Source organism: Aneurinibacillus sp. REN35 (assembly GCF_041379945.2).
Classification (GTDB): Bacteria; Bacillota; Bacilli; order Aneurinibacillales; family Aneurinibacillaceae; genus Aneurinibacillus.
Genome location: NZ_JBFTXJ020000004.1, coordinates 208,547 through 223,740 on the forward strand (window position 1 = coordinate 208,547; position 15,194 = coordinate 223,740).

The following is a 15,194-nucleotide window of genomic DNA, read 5'->3' on the forward strand; positions in this document are numbered from 1 at the left end:
TCCCCGTCTTTAATCGATGGATACCGCATAGTGCTCAGGCACAATATCATACGGATATGATACGAATTCCCTGAACCAATCCATGCCGTATTTGTTAAGATAGCCAAATATATTGTAAACTCGTTCCTGCGGTTTGTCCAATGGAAAGAGCGATATTGCAATCCGATCGAACTGTCTAAGCGACGCCTCGTGCTGTTTGACGAATGCAGCCTGCGTTTTTTGCTCATAATACGTGACTTGTTCAAGAATTTTCTCCAGGTTTTTGTCGCCTAATTTCTGCAGGCCGCGTTCGACTTCACCAGCTTCTTGAATGAGCGGTTCATACAGCTTCTCCATCTGTTTTCGGACAGCCTCAAATTTGCCTTCAAAATTATGTGTATCCTGAGCATGTAAGAACTGCTCCCGCTTCTCTGCAAGACGCAGCAATACATCGGCTGCACTTAACTCATGCTTTCGCATATTTTTCTGCACGGCACCTTCCAACAGACTAAACGATAGCCGAGGCAGGATCGGCGGCATCTCATATTCCATGCACCGGAACGCTTCCGCATACATGCCCCAGTACGCAACTTCCCCAGGCCCGCCAACAAAAGCGAGGGTAGGTAGAAGATGTTCCTGCATGAGCGGTCGTGTCACCACATTGGCGCTGAATTGTTCAGGGTCGTCTTCTATTAGACGCAGCAGTTCTTCCGTCGTATAGGTTTCGCTTCCGTCCTTCGTTTCAAACCTTCCGTCTAAAAGCCGAGTGACACCCGTTCGCTCCCCGTTGCGATACAAAAAGAATTGCGCGTTCTGTATATCTGTCTCCACCTGTCGGTGATAGCCAAGGGATGCCAGTTTTTCTCCCTGCATAGCAACTGCCTGACTTAATTGCTCGTTCTTCTCAATTATAGATGTAAATACAGGCGCCTCTAGCTTACGCACGAACGGCAGAGCCGCATCAATCAAAACAAGTCCGTGTTCACCGAACAGCCAGGCCATAGTTCGGGCAAAAAAATCGGTTAGTGTCTTCGCCTGTTCTGTGAACCGATATAGCTTTTCTTTAATCGCCCCGGAAAATTCAGTCTCAATTTGCTCTAAAAAATATGCATCAATCAGCTCAAGCATTGCTGTAGGAGTAATTTGAAGATGTGAAATCGATGTCCGATTTACCGACTCCTGCCCAAGTTTTACTTTTCTTACTTCAGCGTCTCGTGTCTGGACATACGTATGATTCACTTCTTCATAATCGTGGTCTTCTCCTGCAATCCAGAAAACTGGGATCACTGCTTTACCCAGCTTTTCTTCCTGTTCAGCGGCTAGACGAAGCGTGGTAATGGCCTTATGAATCGTATACAACGGGCCTGTCAGCACACCGGCCTGCTGTCCGGATACGACGACATACGTATCGGGCTGACGCAGCTTTTCGATATTATCCAGCGCACAAGTATGATTGCCTACCTCTTTGTTAAATGCATGCAACCCGTCCGCAAGCTTGTCTCGATGTGAAATCGGATGAGCTGAAAGCCAGCTAAGTCGTTTCTCAAAGCTTTCCTGCTTATATGGCGCATACGGATAGAACGCGCTCACCTTCTCGTAGTTATGTATGTAATCACGTACAATCGTTTGGTCGAACGGCAATTGTAGCTGTTCTAGCTGCACATGGTTCATCCTTTCTTTTCTTATTTAAAATAAGTATAGCACAAGATATAACGCATAAGTCGATCTTCGTACTTGCGGCACGAAATTGAAAAGAAACGTGAAAAGAGAAAAAAATAGATGAGAAGCACGCTTCTCATCTATCCTATCTTCATTCCTTTACAACTATGTTTTACGGACTGGCGATGAAATAACCATATGCTCCACCAGCTCCGTCACATACTGTCGGTTCTCTTCCGGCTGATCCGGAAAGAAAATGCCGATATGCGTCACTGATGCCATATACGTAAGAACATGACGCTCAACTCGAGCAGTATCTGCTGTACATTCGGAGAATACGTTGCGCAGATGCTTCTTCAACTGCTCATGCGCCCGCATCTGTGCTCGCTGACCTTCATCACGCATTTCTACATCCCGCTGTGGATCTTCAACAATCTCAAGCCAAAAGCTTGAATGATGTGCTACAAAGACAAGAAGATGGTCAGTAATGAAACACAACTTCTCAACCATCGACTGCTTCACATCCTGTGTCACTTGAAAGATCTGCTGTTCTAGTTCATCCCATTGTCCGGTTAGAATTGCCTGATACAGCACAGCCTTATTTGGATAATAATTATAAATCGTACCTACGGCAATACCGGCCTCCTTAGCAATGGAGCGCATATCCGCCTGGCGGTATCCTTTATCCGTAAAAATTTTGTGCGCAGCTGCCAGAATGCGCTGCTGAAAGGAATGACTCATATCCCTACTCCTCAATCGCTATCAATTATGTCTCATCATAGCACATTCGCGTTCATTCGGAAACGCCAATCAAGGAGCAAGCTGCATCTGTAACATTCTATACAGGATAGACAGGATGCTTGCGATGCGAGAAGGTCAGATGTTTGCTCTCATATGCCTTCAGACGGCCAATCAACTCCTGACGCAGATTATTCCCTTCTACAATGCCATCAATAATAAGCTCAGAAGCCAGACGATAGATATCAATGTCCTCCTGATATTCTTTACGCTTCTCCATAATGAATTCCTGACGTTCTTTTGGATCTTCAATCGCATTGATTTTGTTGCTGTATACAGCATTAACTGCTGCTTCCGGTCCCATTACAGCGATCTGTGCGGTAGGCAGTGCCAAGCAGCAATCCGGCTCAAACGCAGGGCCTGCCATTGCATAAAGACCCGCACCATATGCTTTACGTACAATCACGGAGATCTTAGGTACTGTCGCTTCAGACATTGCCGAGATCATTTTAGCGCCATGTCGAATAATGCCAGCTCGCTCTACTTTTGTTCCAATCATAAAACCTGGGACATCGGCAAGGAACAGTACAGGAATCCCGTAGGCATCACATAATGTGATAAAGCGAGCCGATTTGTCAGCCGAATCTACGAAAAGCACTCCGCCTTTAACACGCGGTTGGTTTGCGATAATCCCTACCGGCTTCCCATCCATGCGGGCAAATCCGGTTACAAGCTCGGCTGCAAACAGTTTCTTCATCTCAAAAAACGAGCCTTCATCTACAATCGAATCAATAAGCTCATGCATATTAAATGGCGCATTCTGATTCGTAGGAACAATTTCTTCTACGCTGCGCACTTCTGCCTTTGGTGCTTTTGCTTCACGCACCGGGGGTTTCTCACTGAAATTGGCTGGGAAATACGAGAGATACTGACGTGCTGATGCAATCGCTTCCTGTTCTGAGGCAGCCAGCACATCACCGCAGCCGCTTACAGAGCAGTGCATGCGGGCGCCGCCCATTTCTTCAAGCGTTACCTTCTCCCCAATAACCATCTCGGCCATGCGCGGAGAACCCAGATACATGCTCGCATTGCCCTCTACCATAATGACGATGTCGCAAAACGCCGGAATATACGCCCCACCGGCTGCGGATGGGCCGAACAACACGCATACCTGCGGTACCATACCCGACATTTTCACTTGATTGTAGAAAATACGTCCCGCACCACGTCGGCCCGGAAACATCTCTATTTGATCTGTGATGCGCGCACCTGCGGAATCTACCAGATAAATCATCGGTACGCGCAGCTTTTCAGCCGTTTCTTGAATCCGAATAATTTTCTCTACAGTACGCGCTCCCCAAGAACCCGCCTTTACGGTTGAATCATTGGCCATTACGCATACAGTCTGGCCGTTTACTTTACCGATGGCAGTTACGACCCCATCTGCAGGCAGATCACCTGCCATAAAATTAGCAAACAATCCATCTTCAAGCTGGAATTCGTCATCGAACAGCAGTTGAAGTCGATCACGCACGAACAGCTTGTTTTGTTCTTTATTCTTTGCATGATATTTATCCGCGCCGCCGCGGTGAATCTGCTCAATCCGTTCGTGAAGCGTCTCTTCAAGTGTTTTATTGGCCTGCTGTGTATTGCTCATTACCGCATTCCCCTTCCTTGCCTGTATTTTTCATCGCTGCAAGCACCCGCGAAGGCAGCGTGCGCTGTAATACTCGTTCAATAAAAGCACCGGTCTCAACCAGCTTCTCTAAGTTAACGCCGGTCTCAACTCCCATACCGTGCAGCATGTATACTACATCTTCAGTAGATATATTTCCGGAGGCTCCAGGAGCATACGGACATCCGCCCAAGCCGCCAATGGAGCTATCGAACGTTCGAATGCCCGCTTCAAACGCTGCATATACGTTGGCAAGCCCGGTACCACGCGTGTCATGAAAATGACCGGCCAAACGTTCCGCTCCAAATTGCTCAATCAGAGAAACAAACCGCTCTTTCACCTGTCCTGGGGTTCCTACTCCGATGGTATCACCGATGGAAACTTCATACACACCCATATGCAGCAGCCCTTCCGTAACACGAGCTACCGATGCAAGGGACACATCACCTTCATATGGGCAACCGAATGCCGTAGAAACATAGCCGCGCACCCGCATGCCCGCTGCCATACCCGCTTCGACAACTTCGCGAAGTACGGGATACGTCTCCGCAATCGTTTTGTTGATGTTGCTTTTATTGTGCGCTTCGCTTGAAGACATGAATACTGCAATCTCTTGAATTTCTGCTTTTTTTGCCCGTTCCAATCCTCTTATATTTGGCACGAGCGCACTGTATACTACGCCAGGTTCTCTCTGAATGCGATTCAATACGTCAGCCGCATCGGCAAGCTGCGGAATCCACTTCGGGTTCACAAAAGAAGTTGCTTCAATTTTGCGAAGTCCCGAACTGACTAATCGCTCAATCAGTTCGATTTTAACGGAAGTATCAATGATATCTTTTTCATTTTGGAGTCCATCACGCGGACCAACTTCAAAAAGGGTAACCTGATCGGCCATTCTCTCACCCTCCTTACCCTTCAAGCTCGATTAATACGTCTCCTTCATTCACAAAATCGCCGACATTTACTTTTACTGCCGCTACTTTACCTGCTGCTTCGGCTGTAACCGGCACTTCCATCTTCATGGATTCTAACATTACTACATCGGCACCTGCCTGTACCTCTTCGCCTTGACCCACTAATACGTTGATTACTGTACCTGCCATATTCGCTACGATCTGTTTCATCTTAAAGTTCCTCCTATTTGTTAGTTAATCTCTTCATCTGCTGAATGAATTGTGTCGTATAAATACCGGATTGGAACACCTCATTATGCAATACTTCATCAAGCATAGGTAGGTTCGTCTTAATTCCTTCAATCACATAGGCTGCAACCGCTTCCTTCGCTCTGTCCATTGCCGCTTCACGCGTCTCACCGCTTACGATGAGCTTGCCGATCATCGGATCATAAAAAGGAGTAATTGCCAAGCCGGATTCAACCGCATCATCGACACGAATACCTGTACCCACAGGCTGCTCATAGCGCGAAATCGTACCAGGTGACGGCATGAATGTTACCGGGTCTTCCGCATAAATACGAAGTTCAATCGCATGCCCCCGCTGTTCTACATCCTCCTGGGCAAATGATAGCGCTTTCCCTTCAGCGATTGAGAGCTGCATCTCTACAAGGTCAAAGCCTGTTACCACTTCAGTGACAGGGTGTTCTACCTGCAGACGCGTATTCATCTCCAAGAAGAAAAACTCCTTCTCTCCATCCATGATAAATTCGACCGTACCTACTCCTGTATATGCCACCGCTTGGGCCGCCTGTACCGCAGCCTCACAAATTCTCTTCCGTGTAGTCTGATCGAGAAACGGTGATGGGCTTTCCTCAATGACCTTCTGATGGCGGCGCTGTACAGAGCATTCCCGCTCAAATAAATGTACAATCGTCCCGTGCTCATCTCCGGCAATCTGCACTTCAATATGGTGCGGACTGTCAATATATTTCTCAATAAACATATCATCGTTGCCAAAATACGCTTTTGCACGTCCTTTAGCGGATTGAAACGCTTTTCTTACGTCTTCATCACTTTGGCATACCTGCATACCAATGCCGCCGCCACCTGCGCTCGCTTTGAGCATAACGGGATAGCCGATTTCACCTGCAATGCGGCACGCTTCATCCGCATCCGGTATATTCCCATTATATCCAGGAACCACCGGCACGCCTGCCGCTATCATCTTGCTGCGGGCGCGGATTTTATCTCCCATATCCTCCATCACTTCTGGTTTTGGACCGATGAAAACAATGCCCTCTTCCGCACAGCGTCTAGCAAAACGACCGTTCTCAGACAGCAGCCCGTATCCCGGATGAATGGCATCAGCTCCATGTTCTTTAGCAGCTGCAAGGATCGCTTCCATATTCAAATAGCTTTGTGCAACCGGTGGCGGCCCAATAAGTTGTGCCACATCCGCTTCCCGCACAAAAGGCATGGAGGCATCCGCTTCCGAGTGGACGGCAATCGTGCGGATTCCTTTCGCTTTGCATGTTCGTATGATTCGACGGGCGATTTCCCCCCGATTCGCAATAAGAACCGTGTTAATCTCCATTTGTTCACCCTCTCATGCGCAATATGTAAAAATAAGTCACTGTATGTTGTTTTCTACACACGTCTGCAAATCCCTTTTTACTTTCGAAATTTTTTTAATTCACCTGCACAAAAAAAGACAGAATAGATGGCATCCGCAATTCGCCTCTATTCTGTCTTTGTACGATTGTCTTATCTAAAATCTACACGTTCAAGGTTGCCATTCGCATCCATTTTGAAACGATGCTTCATATCAACTTCTTCTTCGTTGCCGAGAAATGCCATCTTACGCGCGCGGTCCATAATTTGAATGAGCGCTTTATAATCGTCATTGACGATTTGATAGTCCGATTTCATCAAAGAGAGTTCTTCTCTGAGGCTCTCATTCTCCGCACGCAGCACCTCTAGCTCCGCACGACTTTCTTCCGCCTCTCTCTCTAGCTGCTTGACACGCTTAAACGTATCCTTCTGCCCGCGCAAAAAGCGGATAACCGTATCAAGCGAAAGTTCTTCCTGCAATTCTCTCTCCCGCGATGTACCGATAACCTCTTCTGTAATCTCAGAAGCTTGGTCTGCTAGACTTCTCTCCTCCACCAATGTAAGAGGAGCCGTACTTTTTAGCTTTCGCTTCGCTTTTTTCCGCTCCTGGCGGTGCGCCTTCGCAATCTGAATCGCATCCTCATACCGCTTACGCACCGCACTATTCCAACGAAAACCGCATGCTGCGGCTGTTCTGCTAAGCTTCTCGCCCACTTCTTCAAATGCGCATAATTGCGTGCTGCCTTCGCGAATGTGACGCAGCGTTACTTCGGCCAGCAACAGATCATCATCCGCCGACCATGCATCTTGGCGTGTAGCCGTCATATTCGAATCCCTCCGTTTATTTCGCAATTGCCTTGTTACCACTATTTTTATGCACTTGCTAGATTTCATAGAATGATTTTCTAGTAAAATAGTATGTCCAACGGCTAAAAGATTTAAACGGAGAAATTAGAGGGTCGTCTATTTTTTCTGCAAAAACTTCTGAACCACGCCATAGTGGGCATCAGAGCCCCAAAGCGAAGAGCACAAATCGATTTCTTCTTCAATGCAGACTTCTCGCGCAAGACCGGAATCAACCATTTTAGCCACTTTCATATATGCTTCAATGCCAGCGAGCGGCTTATCTGCAATTTTAGCCGCAAATGCCATTACTTCACTGCGCAGCGTATCATGAGTATATACACGATCAATAAAACCGATCTCCTTACCTGATGCGGCATCGAACAGATCGCCCGTTAACAGCAGTGTAAGCGCATTGTTCGTACCAATCTTCTCCATCAAGCGCGTGCCGCTTCCCCAGCCGGTAATGATATGCATCCCAATCTGGACAAACCCCATCTTCGCTTGATCGCTCGCCATACGAAAACGACAAGCGGCTGCAAACTCACATCCGCCTCCGATCGCAGCTCCGTTAATCATTGCAATCGTCGGCTTCGGGTAGCGGTCGATCTTGCTAAGCAGGCGACCCACGCGCATAAGCATCGGGTAGGACTTATCCTTCGTACGTACAGACAGAAACTGATCTAGGTCTCCGCCGGATACGAATGCTTTATCTCCTGCTCCTGTAAAGACAATAACCTTTACACTTTCATCGGCTGCAAGCGTATCAAGGCATTCATCCAACTCTTCTACCATTTCAAAACTGATGGCATTCCGGACAGCCGGGCGGTTTAGTGTAATTACAGCGATTCCATCCTGTTTGTCTACCAAAATCGTATTCATGCTCTCTCTCCTCTATCGTTTATGTATTTGTCGTATATTCAGTCAGCCGGTTGAGCAGGCGATGAATCTCATACTCGGCAAACTTCTTCTGCGCCCGTTCCATATCGATACACCATACGCAATCGTCAAGCAGGATGCCGCACTCCACTTCTTTTTTTATGGTGGCCAATTCACGAGATAGATGAAGCATATCAATTCCTTCTGTAATCTTCTTACGCAAGCTTGGAGATAGCTTATCTATATTGACTAGTAAGTTCTCAATCGTCTCGTACTCGCTGATGAGCTTAATCGCCGTCTTCTCCCCAATGCCTTTAACACCCGGATAATTGTCGGATGCATCACCCATCAGTCCTTTGACGTCCACCATTTGAATAGGGCTTAATCCCTTTTCCGCATGCAGAACATCGAGGGTATATACTTTATAATTGGAGAGCCCTTTTTTCATGATGGCGACATGGACATTCTCTTCGATTAATTGCAGTGCATCATGATCGCCTGTAAGGATAATTACCTGCGCTTCTTTAGCAAAGACATGGCTTAGCGAACCGATCACATCATCCGCCTCATAGCCCGCAACACCTATATTCGGCACACCAAGAGATGCTACCATGTCCTTGACTAATTCAAACTGCGGCAGTAAATCATCCGGTGCCTCTCCCCGATTCGCTTTATATGCGGGGAACTTCTCATTGCGAAACGTCTTCGCTCCCATATCCCAACAGCAGATGATATGGGTAGGGGCAAAAGTGCCGATCGCATCAAAAAAATATTGCATGAATCCATAAACCGCATTTGTCGGATAACCATTCTTCGCATACATCGGTCCACGATTCACCAGTGCATAGTAGCCGCGAAACAGCAGACTCATGCCGTCTACAAGCATAATTTTATGTGGTTGCAACGTCATCTCCTCCAGCTCTTATTGTAGCATAAAAGGCCGACGGAAATTCCGTCGGCCTTTACTCACAGTAGTTTGATGTAATATTATGCTAGTAAATCTTGCATTGCACTGCGATTATAGCCAATAATCAGATTCTCCCCGTCAAAAATAATTGGACGGCGAAGTAATCTCGGCTCTTCGCTCACCATCTCCAATAGTTCAGAGACGCTCATATCTTCAATATCCTTATCTAGCTCTTTAAACTTACGGCTGCGTGTTGAGAGGATGTCGTCCGTTCCGTTGTTAGTCATTTTTATAATTTCTAACAATTCTTCAGATGAAGGAGGGTTTTTGAACAGATGGCGCTCATCATACTCGATGCCTTTTTCTTTTAAGAACGCTTTCGCTTTACGGCAAGAGGTGCAGCTTGGATAAGTATAGAATGTCAGATGGTGATCACTCATCCCCGGTCATCTCCTTGTCAACTAATCCCGCTAAGATTAATAACTAATATATAGCTTATAAAAAAACTAAAGTGAGATAAATTTAAAATCCCTATCTTCTAAATCAACTTAATTATATTATTGTGCTTTATTCTATGTCAATAGTGTTTACAAAAGTTTCATTTACCCTTTCCTTTATTTGTACTATAATTAACTCCAGATAGAAGAATTTTGAGGGGGACTACCAGTGGAAAATGAAACTTTAAAACTAACGAGCGTGCTCGCTGACCCGACCCGCTTTTCCATTTACCAATACATCGTGTCAAAACACAGCTCAGTTACCGTGCAGGAAATGGCCGAACAGTTCGATATTCATCCAAATGTCGCACGTCTTCACCTGACAAAACTTGAAGATGTGAATCTTCTAGATTCCACCTCTGAGAAAACAGGAAAAGGCGGTCGTCCCAGCCGTTTGTATTCATTATCCGACCAGGTTATCAGCCTTCAATTTCCGCCTCGGGATTATCAATTATTAGCTACTATCGCTATTGAGACGCTTCTTTCTTTAGGCGATATGGGACAGAAAGCGCTTTACGATATGGGAAGAAGATTCGGGCATGAAGCGGCACGGCAGGCCATCGAAAGAGAACGTACCGGCATCTCCGAGATGAAGCCGGAGGAAAAAATCAATTCGATCCACCGCTTGGTACTTGCGCAAGGGCTGAATCCAGAAATCGAACTTCTTGATGAGCAAAATCTTCGCTTCCGTGTATATAACTGCACATTCAAAGAATCAGCAGTCAAAAATCCGGAAAGTATCTGCCGGATGCACCATGCACTGTTGCTTGGTATCTTCGAAACGTATTTTGGCGAAGACATCTCTTTAATTGAAGAGAACTCCATGCTTGCAGGATGCAAGTCATGCGACTATACGCTCTTGCGCTTATCTTGATGTGTCATATATTGGACAAACCTAGACATTTACAGTACTTGGCAGCTCTATTATAATAAGAATGATTGACACATTTATCTAATAACAGCAGTAAAAGGAGGGAATTAGAGATGGCACGCATGTACCGCGTATTGGCATTTTTTTGCCTGGTTATTGCGCTAATGGGGTTATGGGGTGGACTTCAAAGCATGGCATTATTATTCTTTGCTCAAACGGGCATGTTCCTCGCTTTAAGCTTTGTCGATCTCTCGGAAAGAACATACATGATGATTTTTATGACGTATCTGCTGTTGGCATTTACTGGATTCATGTTTTATGCATTCTTCGGCGAGTATCCGACGAACCTAGACGGCGATCATGCAAGCGCAGTTGTAAACACAGTGTCCTCATATCTCTAATTACAAACAAAACGGAGCGGAATTTTCCGCTCCGTTTCTTTTATTTACATAGATGGTTTCCAAGACTTGCAGCATGTCAGATCTGCATCTACCTGCTTGCCTTGGAGCAATACTTTAAATGTCCGTCCCATTCCTTCTGGCATGATGAGCTGACGAACGGCACGATTCCGCTTTGCAGACTCATTGCGGAACGGGTCTCCACCTTCATGCGGCACAAGATACTCCAATATACCTGCCTGCATCAAAAACTCCTGCTGCGTATAAAATCCGAGCAATGTAAGATCGATCTGATCTCCTAAATCCATAAGCGCCGAAAAATTAACATGGGAAGTGATATCCGTTTCACCGGGAGCCTCATATGGATTCTCGCTCATCTGATGATTCCGATAGCACAATAGTGTCCCTCGCTGCCTTGAAGGCGCATATAATGCATTGCGTTCATAGCCATAGTCGATGGTTAGTACATATCCTTCCTTCAGCCACTGCCCTGCCTCTCTCAACCACCTCAGACTGTTCAGATTCACCTCGGTCCGATATCCCTCAATCGGTGGAATGGACTCTTTTTTTATATACTCAGATAATCCCGGATCAGAGAGTGGACCTAAGCGCTCCACAAACGAAGCATGCGCCCCGTCAGTCTCGGACTCGGCTACATACACCTCCTGCCATCTCCCCTCCCAATATTCAATCAGGTGTACAGGAAAGGCGTCTGGCAATTCATTAGAGAACAGCACACCGTACAGCTCGGGATATGCCTTCTTCGCTTCGTCAATGCTCTCATACCATTCAAGTTTGACACTATCTTGAAACGAAGCAAGCACCGCCTGCTGTATGCTACGATGGTACTCACTAGCTTCAATCATGATGTATGTACAGGGAAGACCCAACTCCTCCAGCCATCCTTTTTTCTGTAAACGGTGCAGAATCTGAGCGCCTAACTGCCCTGTACCGCCTCCCATCTCCACAAGCATAGGAGTGTGGTGAGATAGTTTGCCCAGCATCTCACACAATACGTCAGCTACTACTTCTCCATACACCGATCCAACGGAAGCGTTTGTGTAAAAATCCCCCTCTTTGCCGATTTTCTGCTTTTTTTGTTCGTAATATCCGCCTTCTTTTGCATACAGTGCATAGGCCATATAATCATGAAATGTAATTCTCTTTTGGGACGCTTCCCGAATCGCCTGTTGAATGGCGTAAGTGACATCCACATTGCTTCTTCCTCTCTTTTTTCTCCATCTGCATCCCAGTATGGATTGTTGAATGAAAAATTTTTTCTTTAACACCATTGACACAGTTAAAAGATAGATTTATTATGTAAGTAACATCCCATATGTAAAACCCAGGGGCATTGCCCCACCCTATTAGTTTAACTCTAATTCTAATCCTCCCCCTAAACACCACCTTTACCCCAAGGTGGTGTTTTACTATTTTCTGATAGCTAACAAGGTACTACTATTCAGAAAAGGAGGCTGCATTTAATTTACACACAAACAAAGAAGCCGCCCACAGAAATTTTTTACGTACAGCAGCTACTAGCTCGATTACTCAGTCAAAGCATGGGCAATCTTAATCTGATCCTTACCTTGATGCTTAGCACGGTACATCGCGTCATCTACCCGCATAAGAAGTTCTTCCTTATCGTTGGCATGTTGAGGATACGAAGCAAGCCCAATGCTTGCCGTAATCTTGAATGGAAAGGCAAGAGAGTGAAAGGAGCGCTGAATGCGTTCGGCAATATGAAACGCATCCTCTAAGCGCGTACGCGGCAGGAGCAGGATCAACTCTTCTCCTCCATAACGGGCCACAATATCATATGCTCGAACCTGGTTCTGAAGCATTAAAGCCACCGCTTCTAATACTTGATCCCCGGTAATATGCCCGTATGTATCATTGATTTTTTTAAAATCATCAATATCAATCATGATAAGACATAATGGACTGTTGTAACGCACTGCTCGTGCATATTCTTCCGCATACCGCTCTGCGAAATATTGCCTCGTATGCAGTCCGGTTAACCCGTCAGTTATCGCCAGCGTCTTAATATGCTCATACTGCTGCACGTTCGTAATGATTGTGCCTAACTGCCGGGCAATTGCAATTAAAAATTGAAGCTGCATATCGGTAAAGCGCCGATAATCACTGTTATCAGCATAAATGATACCAAGAGGTTTATCCTTATACATAATAGGGACCGTGACTCCGCTATATAAGGCAAGCAAACGTGCAGCATCCCCACAACGCTCATCCTGCCTTGCATTCTGTACTACAACCGGCATCCCCGTTCGGAATGCCTCCTCATGTCTGCGATCACAGCCAGGAGTCGGCGGAAGAGTTAAGAAGGCCGCCCACTCCGCTTCGTTCTCTCCATTTATGTTTGCAAGCACAATCTTTTTCCCCTGTTCATCCACAAGACCAATCAAGACACGCGAACAAGCAAATGTCCCTGCAATCTCGTATTGTACAAGGTCAAGTACGTCATGAAGTCCTCTGTCTACATCGACTGCTCTCTCCATCATATCAAACAGAAACTGAAATTTACGACGCTGGTATTGTAAGTCCTGCTGTTGCTGCCAATTGCGCACTGCTATTCCAAGGCGAATAGCTACCCCTTCCAAAAACTCAAGCAGGTAAGAATCCAATTCGATTTCCTTTTGATGATATACATGTAAAATCCCCTGTCGCTCTCCCTTATAGCAGATGGGCAGCAGACAAACCATTCCATAATTCTGCAGCGGAAGAAAGGTGAAGTGAGTCTGCTCCCTTTTCGGATACAGCAACTGAAGCGCTCTCTCTTCTAGCGCTCGCTTCTCTGCCGTATGGGGGGCAAGTATATAGCAGTATCTGCTTTCTTCCCGGTCCGTATCCAGCCATACTTGCAGGTTTTGCTCCTCCTCTTCTATAAGGGAAACACAGATGCCTGCACCACATGCGCGTTCAATTACCTGACCAGCAAATGCAAGGGCGGCTTCAAGTTCTGTTGCCTCGGCTATATAAATATTCATCTCATTCAATAGACGAAGCAGACGAATATGCCGTTCTGCCTGTTTCCGGGAAAACTTATTGCTCACCATAACCACCTCATACTAGCTTCATCCAGTCTTTTTCATTCTATTGTACACCGAATCCATCTATATGAAATGATAAAAAAAGCATACTCCTGACGAGTATGCTTTCTTTTTATCTTTTGGCATCAATCGGCACATCAACCGCAGACTCTTCTTCAAGCATACGGTATTTGACACCTTCTACGTCATCAAATTGTCCGCTTTCTTTAGCTGCATACCAGATAAGCAGTGCTGAACCGGAGAAACAAATCATAATCGTGATGAGCATCCATGTTCCAATGGATAATCCAAATAGCATTGATTCATCATCCCTTTTCTTGAAAGTAAAATCCCCATACCCTACTAGACTTCCATTCTATCCCTTAGTTTAGCAATGTTTTAACACAGCGTGTGACCTATAAATTGCCAGGCTGTGAAAAATATGTGACAACCTTAGTATTACCGCAGCGTTTCTGCAATAAACGGATTATGCAGTTTCTCAAAACCAATGGTTGTATCCGGTCCATGCCCCGGATATACACGCGTTTCTTCCGGCAGCGGCATCAGCTTCTTCCGGATACTTGTAATAAGCTGTTCATAGTTGCCACCCGGCAGATCTGTGCGTCCGATTGAGTGAGCAAACAACGTATCGCCACTGAATAATTCTCCTTCAATAAAAAACGACACTCCACCCGGCGTATGTCCTGGCGTCTCAAGCACTTCAATACGCAGCCCGGCAAGCGAAAGCACATCCCCCTCTTGTACTTCATGCTCTGCCTGCGCACTCGTCATCGCCCCGCCAATCATCGGCCAGCGTGAAGACCCATTCAGGTCGGGATTGGTCAGCCACTCTTGCTCGCTCGCATGAATATATACAGGTGCTCCGGTTTTTTTGCGAACCTGCTCCAATCCACCCATATGGTCAAAATGCGCATGCGTTAAGAGAATGCCTTGGATATGATAATCCGCCGCCTTATCCAGCAGCTCTCCTGGCTGTATGCCTGCATCAATAATAATCGCTTCGTTCGTTTGCTCATTGGCTACAATATAACAATTCGTCTGTAATGGACCCAAAGGAAAAGAATGAATACGCAACAATAAACCCTCCAAATCTTTTATCAAATTTCATATGGAACCTCTTTTTCTTCCATCTCCTATTCTAGTCTACTCTTTATAAAAAGGAAAAGCGAA

16 protein-coding genes are annotated in these 15,194 nt (G+C 46.0%); 2 read left to right on the forward strand and 14 right to left on the reverse strand.

Translation table 11 applies throughout. The features are described from left to right. Nucleotides 1-9: 9 nt before the first annotated feature. The 10 genes from bshC to AB3351_RS10340 all read right to left on the reverse strand — a co-directional run bounded on the left by bshC (nt 10) and on the right by AB3351_RS10340 (nt 9,627). Nucleotides 10-1,641 (reverse strand): bacillithiol biosynthesis cysteine-adding enzyme BshC, encoded by a 1,632-nt coding sequence (bshC, locus tag AB3351_RS10295; protein ID WP_371147049.1) that lies wholly within the window; start codon nt 1,639-1,641, stop codon nt 10-12. Between the two features lie 162 nt (nt 1,642-1,803). Then, on the reverse strand, nt 1,804-2,379 hold the full coding sequence (locus AB3351_RS10300; protein ID WP_371147050.1) for a TetR/AcrR family transcriptional regulator: 576 nt from the start codon (nt 2,377-2,379) through the stop codon (nt 1,804-1,806). 97 nt (nt 2,380-2,476) lie between these two features. After that, nucleotides 2,477-4,033, reverse strand: coding sequence for an acyl-CoA carboxylase subunit beta (locus AB3351_RS10305; RefSeq protein ID WP_371147051.1), 1,557 nt, complete (start codon nt 4,031-4,033; stop codon nt 2,477-2,479). Then, the gene (locus AB3351_RS10310) at nt 4,008-4,946 is read right to left on the reverse strand and encodes a hydroxymethylglutaryl-CoA lyase (RefSeq protein WP_371147052.1); all 939 of its coding nucleotides are present in this window, start codon (nt 4,944-4,946) and stop codon (nt 4,008-4,010) included. The genes AB3351_RS10305 and AB3351_RS10310 overlap by 26 nt, the downstream gene beginning before the upstream one ends. Before the next feature lie 13 nt (nt 4,947-4,959). Further along, the gene (locus AB3351_RS10315; protein WP_371147053.1) at nt 4,960-5,175 is read right to left on the reverse strand and encodes an acetyl-CoA carboxylase biotin carboxyl carrier protein subunit; all 216 of its coding nucleotides are present in this window, start codon (nt 5,173-5,175) and stop codon (nt 4,960-4,962) included. 13 nt (nt 5,176-5,188) lie between these two features. After that, a complete protein-coding gene (locus AB3351_RS10320) occupies nt 5,189-6,535 on the reverse strand; it encodes an acetyl-CoA carboxylase biotin carboxylase subunit (RefSeq protein WP_371147166.1) in 1,347 nt (448 codons plus the stop codon). Between the two features lie 176 nt (nt 6,536-6,711). Continuing rightward, nucleotides 6,712-7,383: an RsfA family transcriptional regulator gene (locus AB3351_RS10325; RefSeq protein WP_371147054.1), complete on the reverse strand. Its 672-nt coding sequence runs from the start codon at nt 7,381-7,383 to the stop codon at nt 6,712-6,714. A 138-nt stretch (nt 7,384-7,521) separates the two neighbouring features. Then, nucleotides 7,522-8,283 (reverse strand): enoyl-CoA hydratase/isomerase family protein, encoded by a 762-nt coding sequence (locus AB3351_RS10330; protein WP_371147055.1) that lies wholly within the window; start codon nt 8,281-8,283, stop codon nt 7,522-7,524. Nucleotides 8,284-8,302: 19 nt separating this feature from the next. Next, nucleotides 8,303-9,190 (reverse strand): 5'-3' exonuclease, encoded by an 888-nt coding sequence (locus AB3351_RS10335; RefSeq protein ID WP_371147056.1) that lies wholly within the window; start codon nt 9,188-9,190, stop codon nt 8,303-8,305. 77 nt (nt 9,191-9,267) lie between these two features. Further along, a complete protein-coding gene (locus AB3351_RS10340) occupies nt 9,268-9,627 on the reverse strand; it encodes a Spx/MgsR family RNA polymerase-binding regulatory protein (RefSeq protein ID WP_206246818.1) in 360 nt (119 codons plus the stop codon). Between the two features lie 226 nt (nt 9,628-9,853). On the opposite strand from AB3351_RS10340, the gene AB3351_RS10345 reads away from it, so the two are divergent. Beyond that, nucleotides 9,854-10,558: a helix-turn-helix transcriptional regulator gene (locus tag AB3351_RS10345; protein WP_371147057.1), complete on the forward strand. Its 705-nt coding sequence runs from the start codon at nt 9,854-9,856 to the stop codon at nt 10,556-10,558. Between the two features lie 110 nt (nt 10,559-10,668). Next, nucleotides 10,669-10,956 (forward strand): DUF2626 family protein, encoded by a 288-nt coding sequence (locus AB3351_RS10350; protein ID WP_371147058.1) that lies wholly within the window; start codon nt 10,669-10,671, stop codon nt 10,954-10,956. A 44-nt stretch (nt 10,957-11,000) separates the two neighbouring features. On the opposite strand, the gene AB3351_RS10355 is transcribed toward AB3351_RS10350, so the two are convergent. The 4 genes from AB3351_RS10355 to AB3351_RS10370 all read right to left on the reverse strand — a co-directional run bounded on the left by AB3351_RS10355 (nt 11,001) and on the right by AB3351_RS10370 (nt 15,101). After that, nucleotides 11,001-12,167, reverse strand: coding sequence for a class I SAM-dependent methyltransferase (locus tag AB3351_RS10355; RefSeq protein WP_371147059.1), 1,167 nt, complete (start codon nt 12,165-12,167; stop codon nt 11,001-11,003). 333 nt (nt 12,168-12,500) lie between these two features. Continuing rightward, on the reverse strand, nt 12,501-14,027 hold the full coding sequence (locus AB3351_RS10360) for a diguanylate cyclase (RefSeq protein ID WP_371147060.1): 1,527 nt from the start codon (nt 14,025-14,027) through the stop codon (nt 12,501-12,503). 109 nt (nt 14,028-14,136) lie between these two features. Then, nucleotides 14,137-14,322 carry a cbb3-type cytochrome oxidase assembly protein gene (locus tag AB3351_RS10365; protein ID WP_371147061.1) on the reverse strand — a complete coding sequence of 62 codons (186 nt, stop codon included), beginning with the start codon at nt 14,320-14,322 and terminating at the stop codon, nt 14,137-14,139. Nucleotides 14,323-14,462: 140 nt separating this feature from the next. Further along, nucleotides 14,463-15,101 carry an MBL fold metallo-hydrolase gene (locus AB3351_RS10370; protein ID WP_371147062.1) on the reverse strand — a complete coding sequence of 213 codons (639 nt, stop codon included), beginning with the start codon at nt 15,099-15,101 and terminating at the stop codon, nt 14,463-14,465. Nucleotides 15,102-15,194: the final 93 nt, after the last annotated feature.

Excerpts from the sequence above, each read along its gene's own strand:
- AB3351_RS10315 (WP_371147053.1), bottom strand. The coding sequence starts at position 5,175 with ATGAAACAGATCGTAGCGAATATGGCAGGTACAGTAATCAACGTATTA.
- AB3351_RS10350 (WP_371147058.1), top strand. The coding sequence starts at position 10,669 with ATGGCACGCATGTACCGCGTATTGGCATTTTTTTGCCTGGTTATTGCG.
- AB3351_RS10300 (WP_371147050.1), bottom strand. The coding sequence starts at position 2,379 with ATGAGTCATTCCTTTCAGCAGCGCATTCTGGCAGCTGCGCACAAAATT.
- AB3351_RS10310 (WP_371147052.1), bottom strand. The coding sequence starts at position 4,946 with ATGGCCGATCAGGTTACCCTTTTTGAAGTTGGTCCGCGTGATGGACTC.
- AB3351_RS10330 (WP_371147055.1), bottom strand. The coding sequence starts at position 8,283 with ATGAATACGATTTTGGTAGACAAACAGGATGGAATCGCTGTAATTACA.
- AB3351_RS10335 (WP_371147056.1), bottom strand. The coding sequence starts at position 9,190 with ATGACGTTGCAACCACATAAAATTATGCTTGTAGACGGCATGAGTCTG.
- AB3351_RS10325 (WP_371147054.1), bottom strand. The coding sequence starts at position 7,383 with ATGACGGCTACACGCCAAGATGCATGGTCGGCGGATGATGATCTGTTG.
- AB3351_RS10305 (WP_371147051.1), bottom strand. The coding sequence starts at position 4,033 with ATGAGCAATACACAGCAGGCCAATAAAACACTTGAAGAGACGCTTCAC.
- AB3351_RS10340 (WP_206246818.1), bottom strand. The coding sequence starts at position 9,627 with ATGAGTGATCACCATCTGACATTCTATACTTATCCAAGCTGCACCTCT.
- AB3351_RS10365 (WP_371147061.1), bottom strand. The coding sequence starts at position 14,322 with ATGCTATTTGGATTATCCATTGGAACATGGATGCTCATCACGATTATG.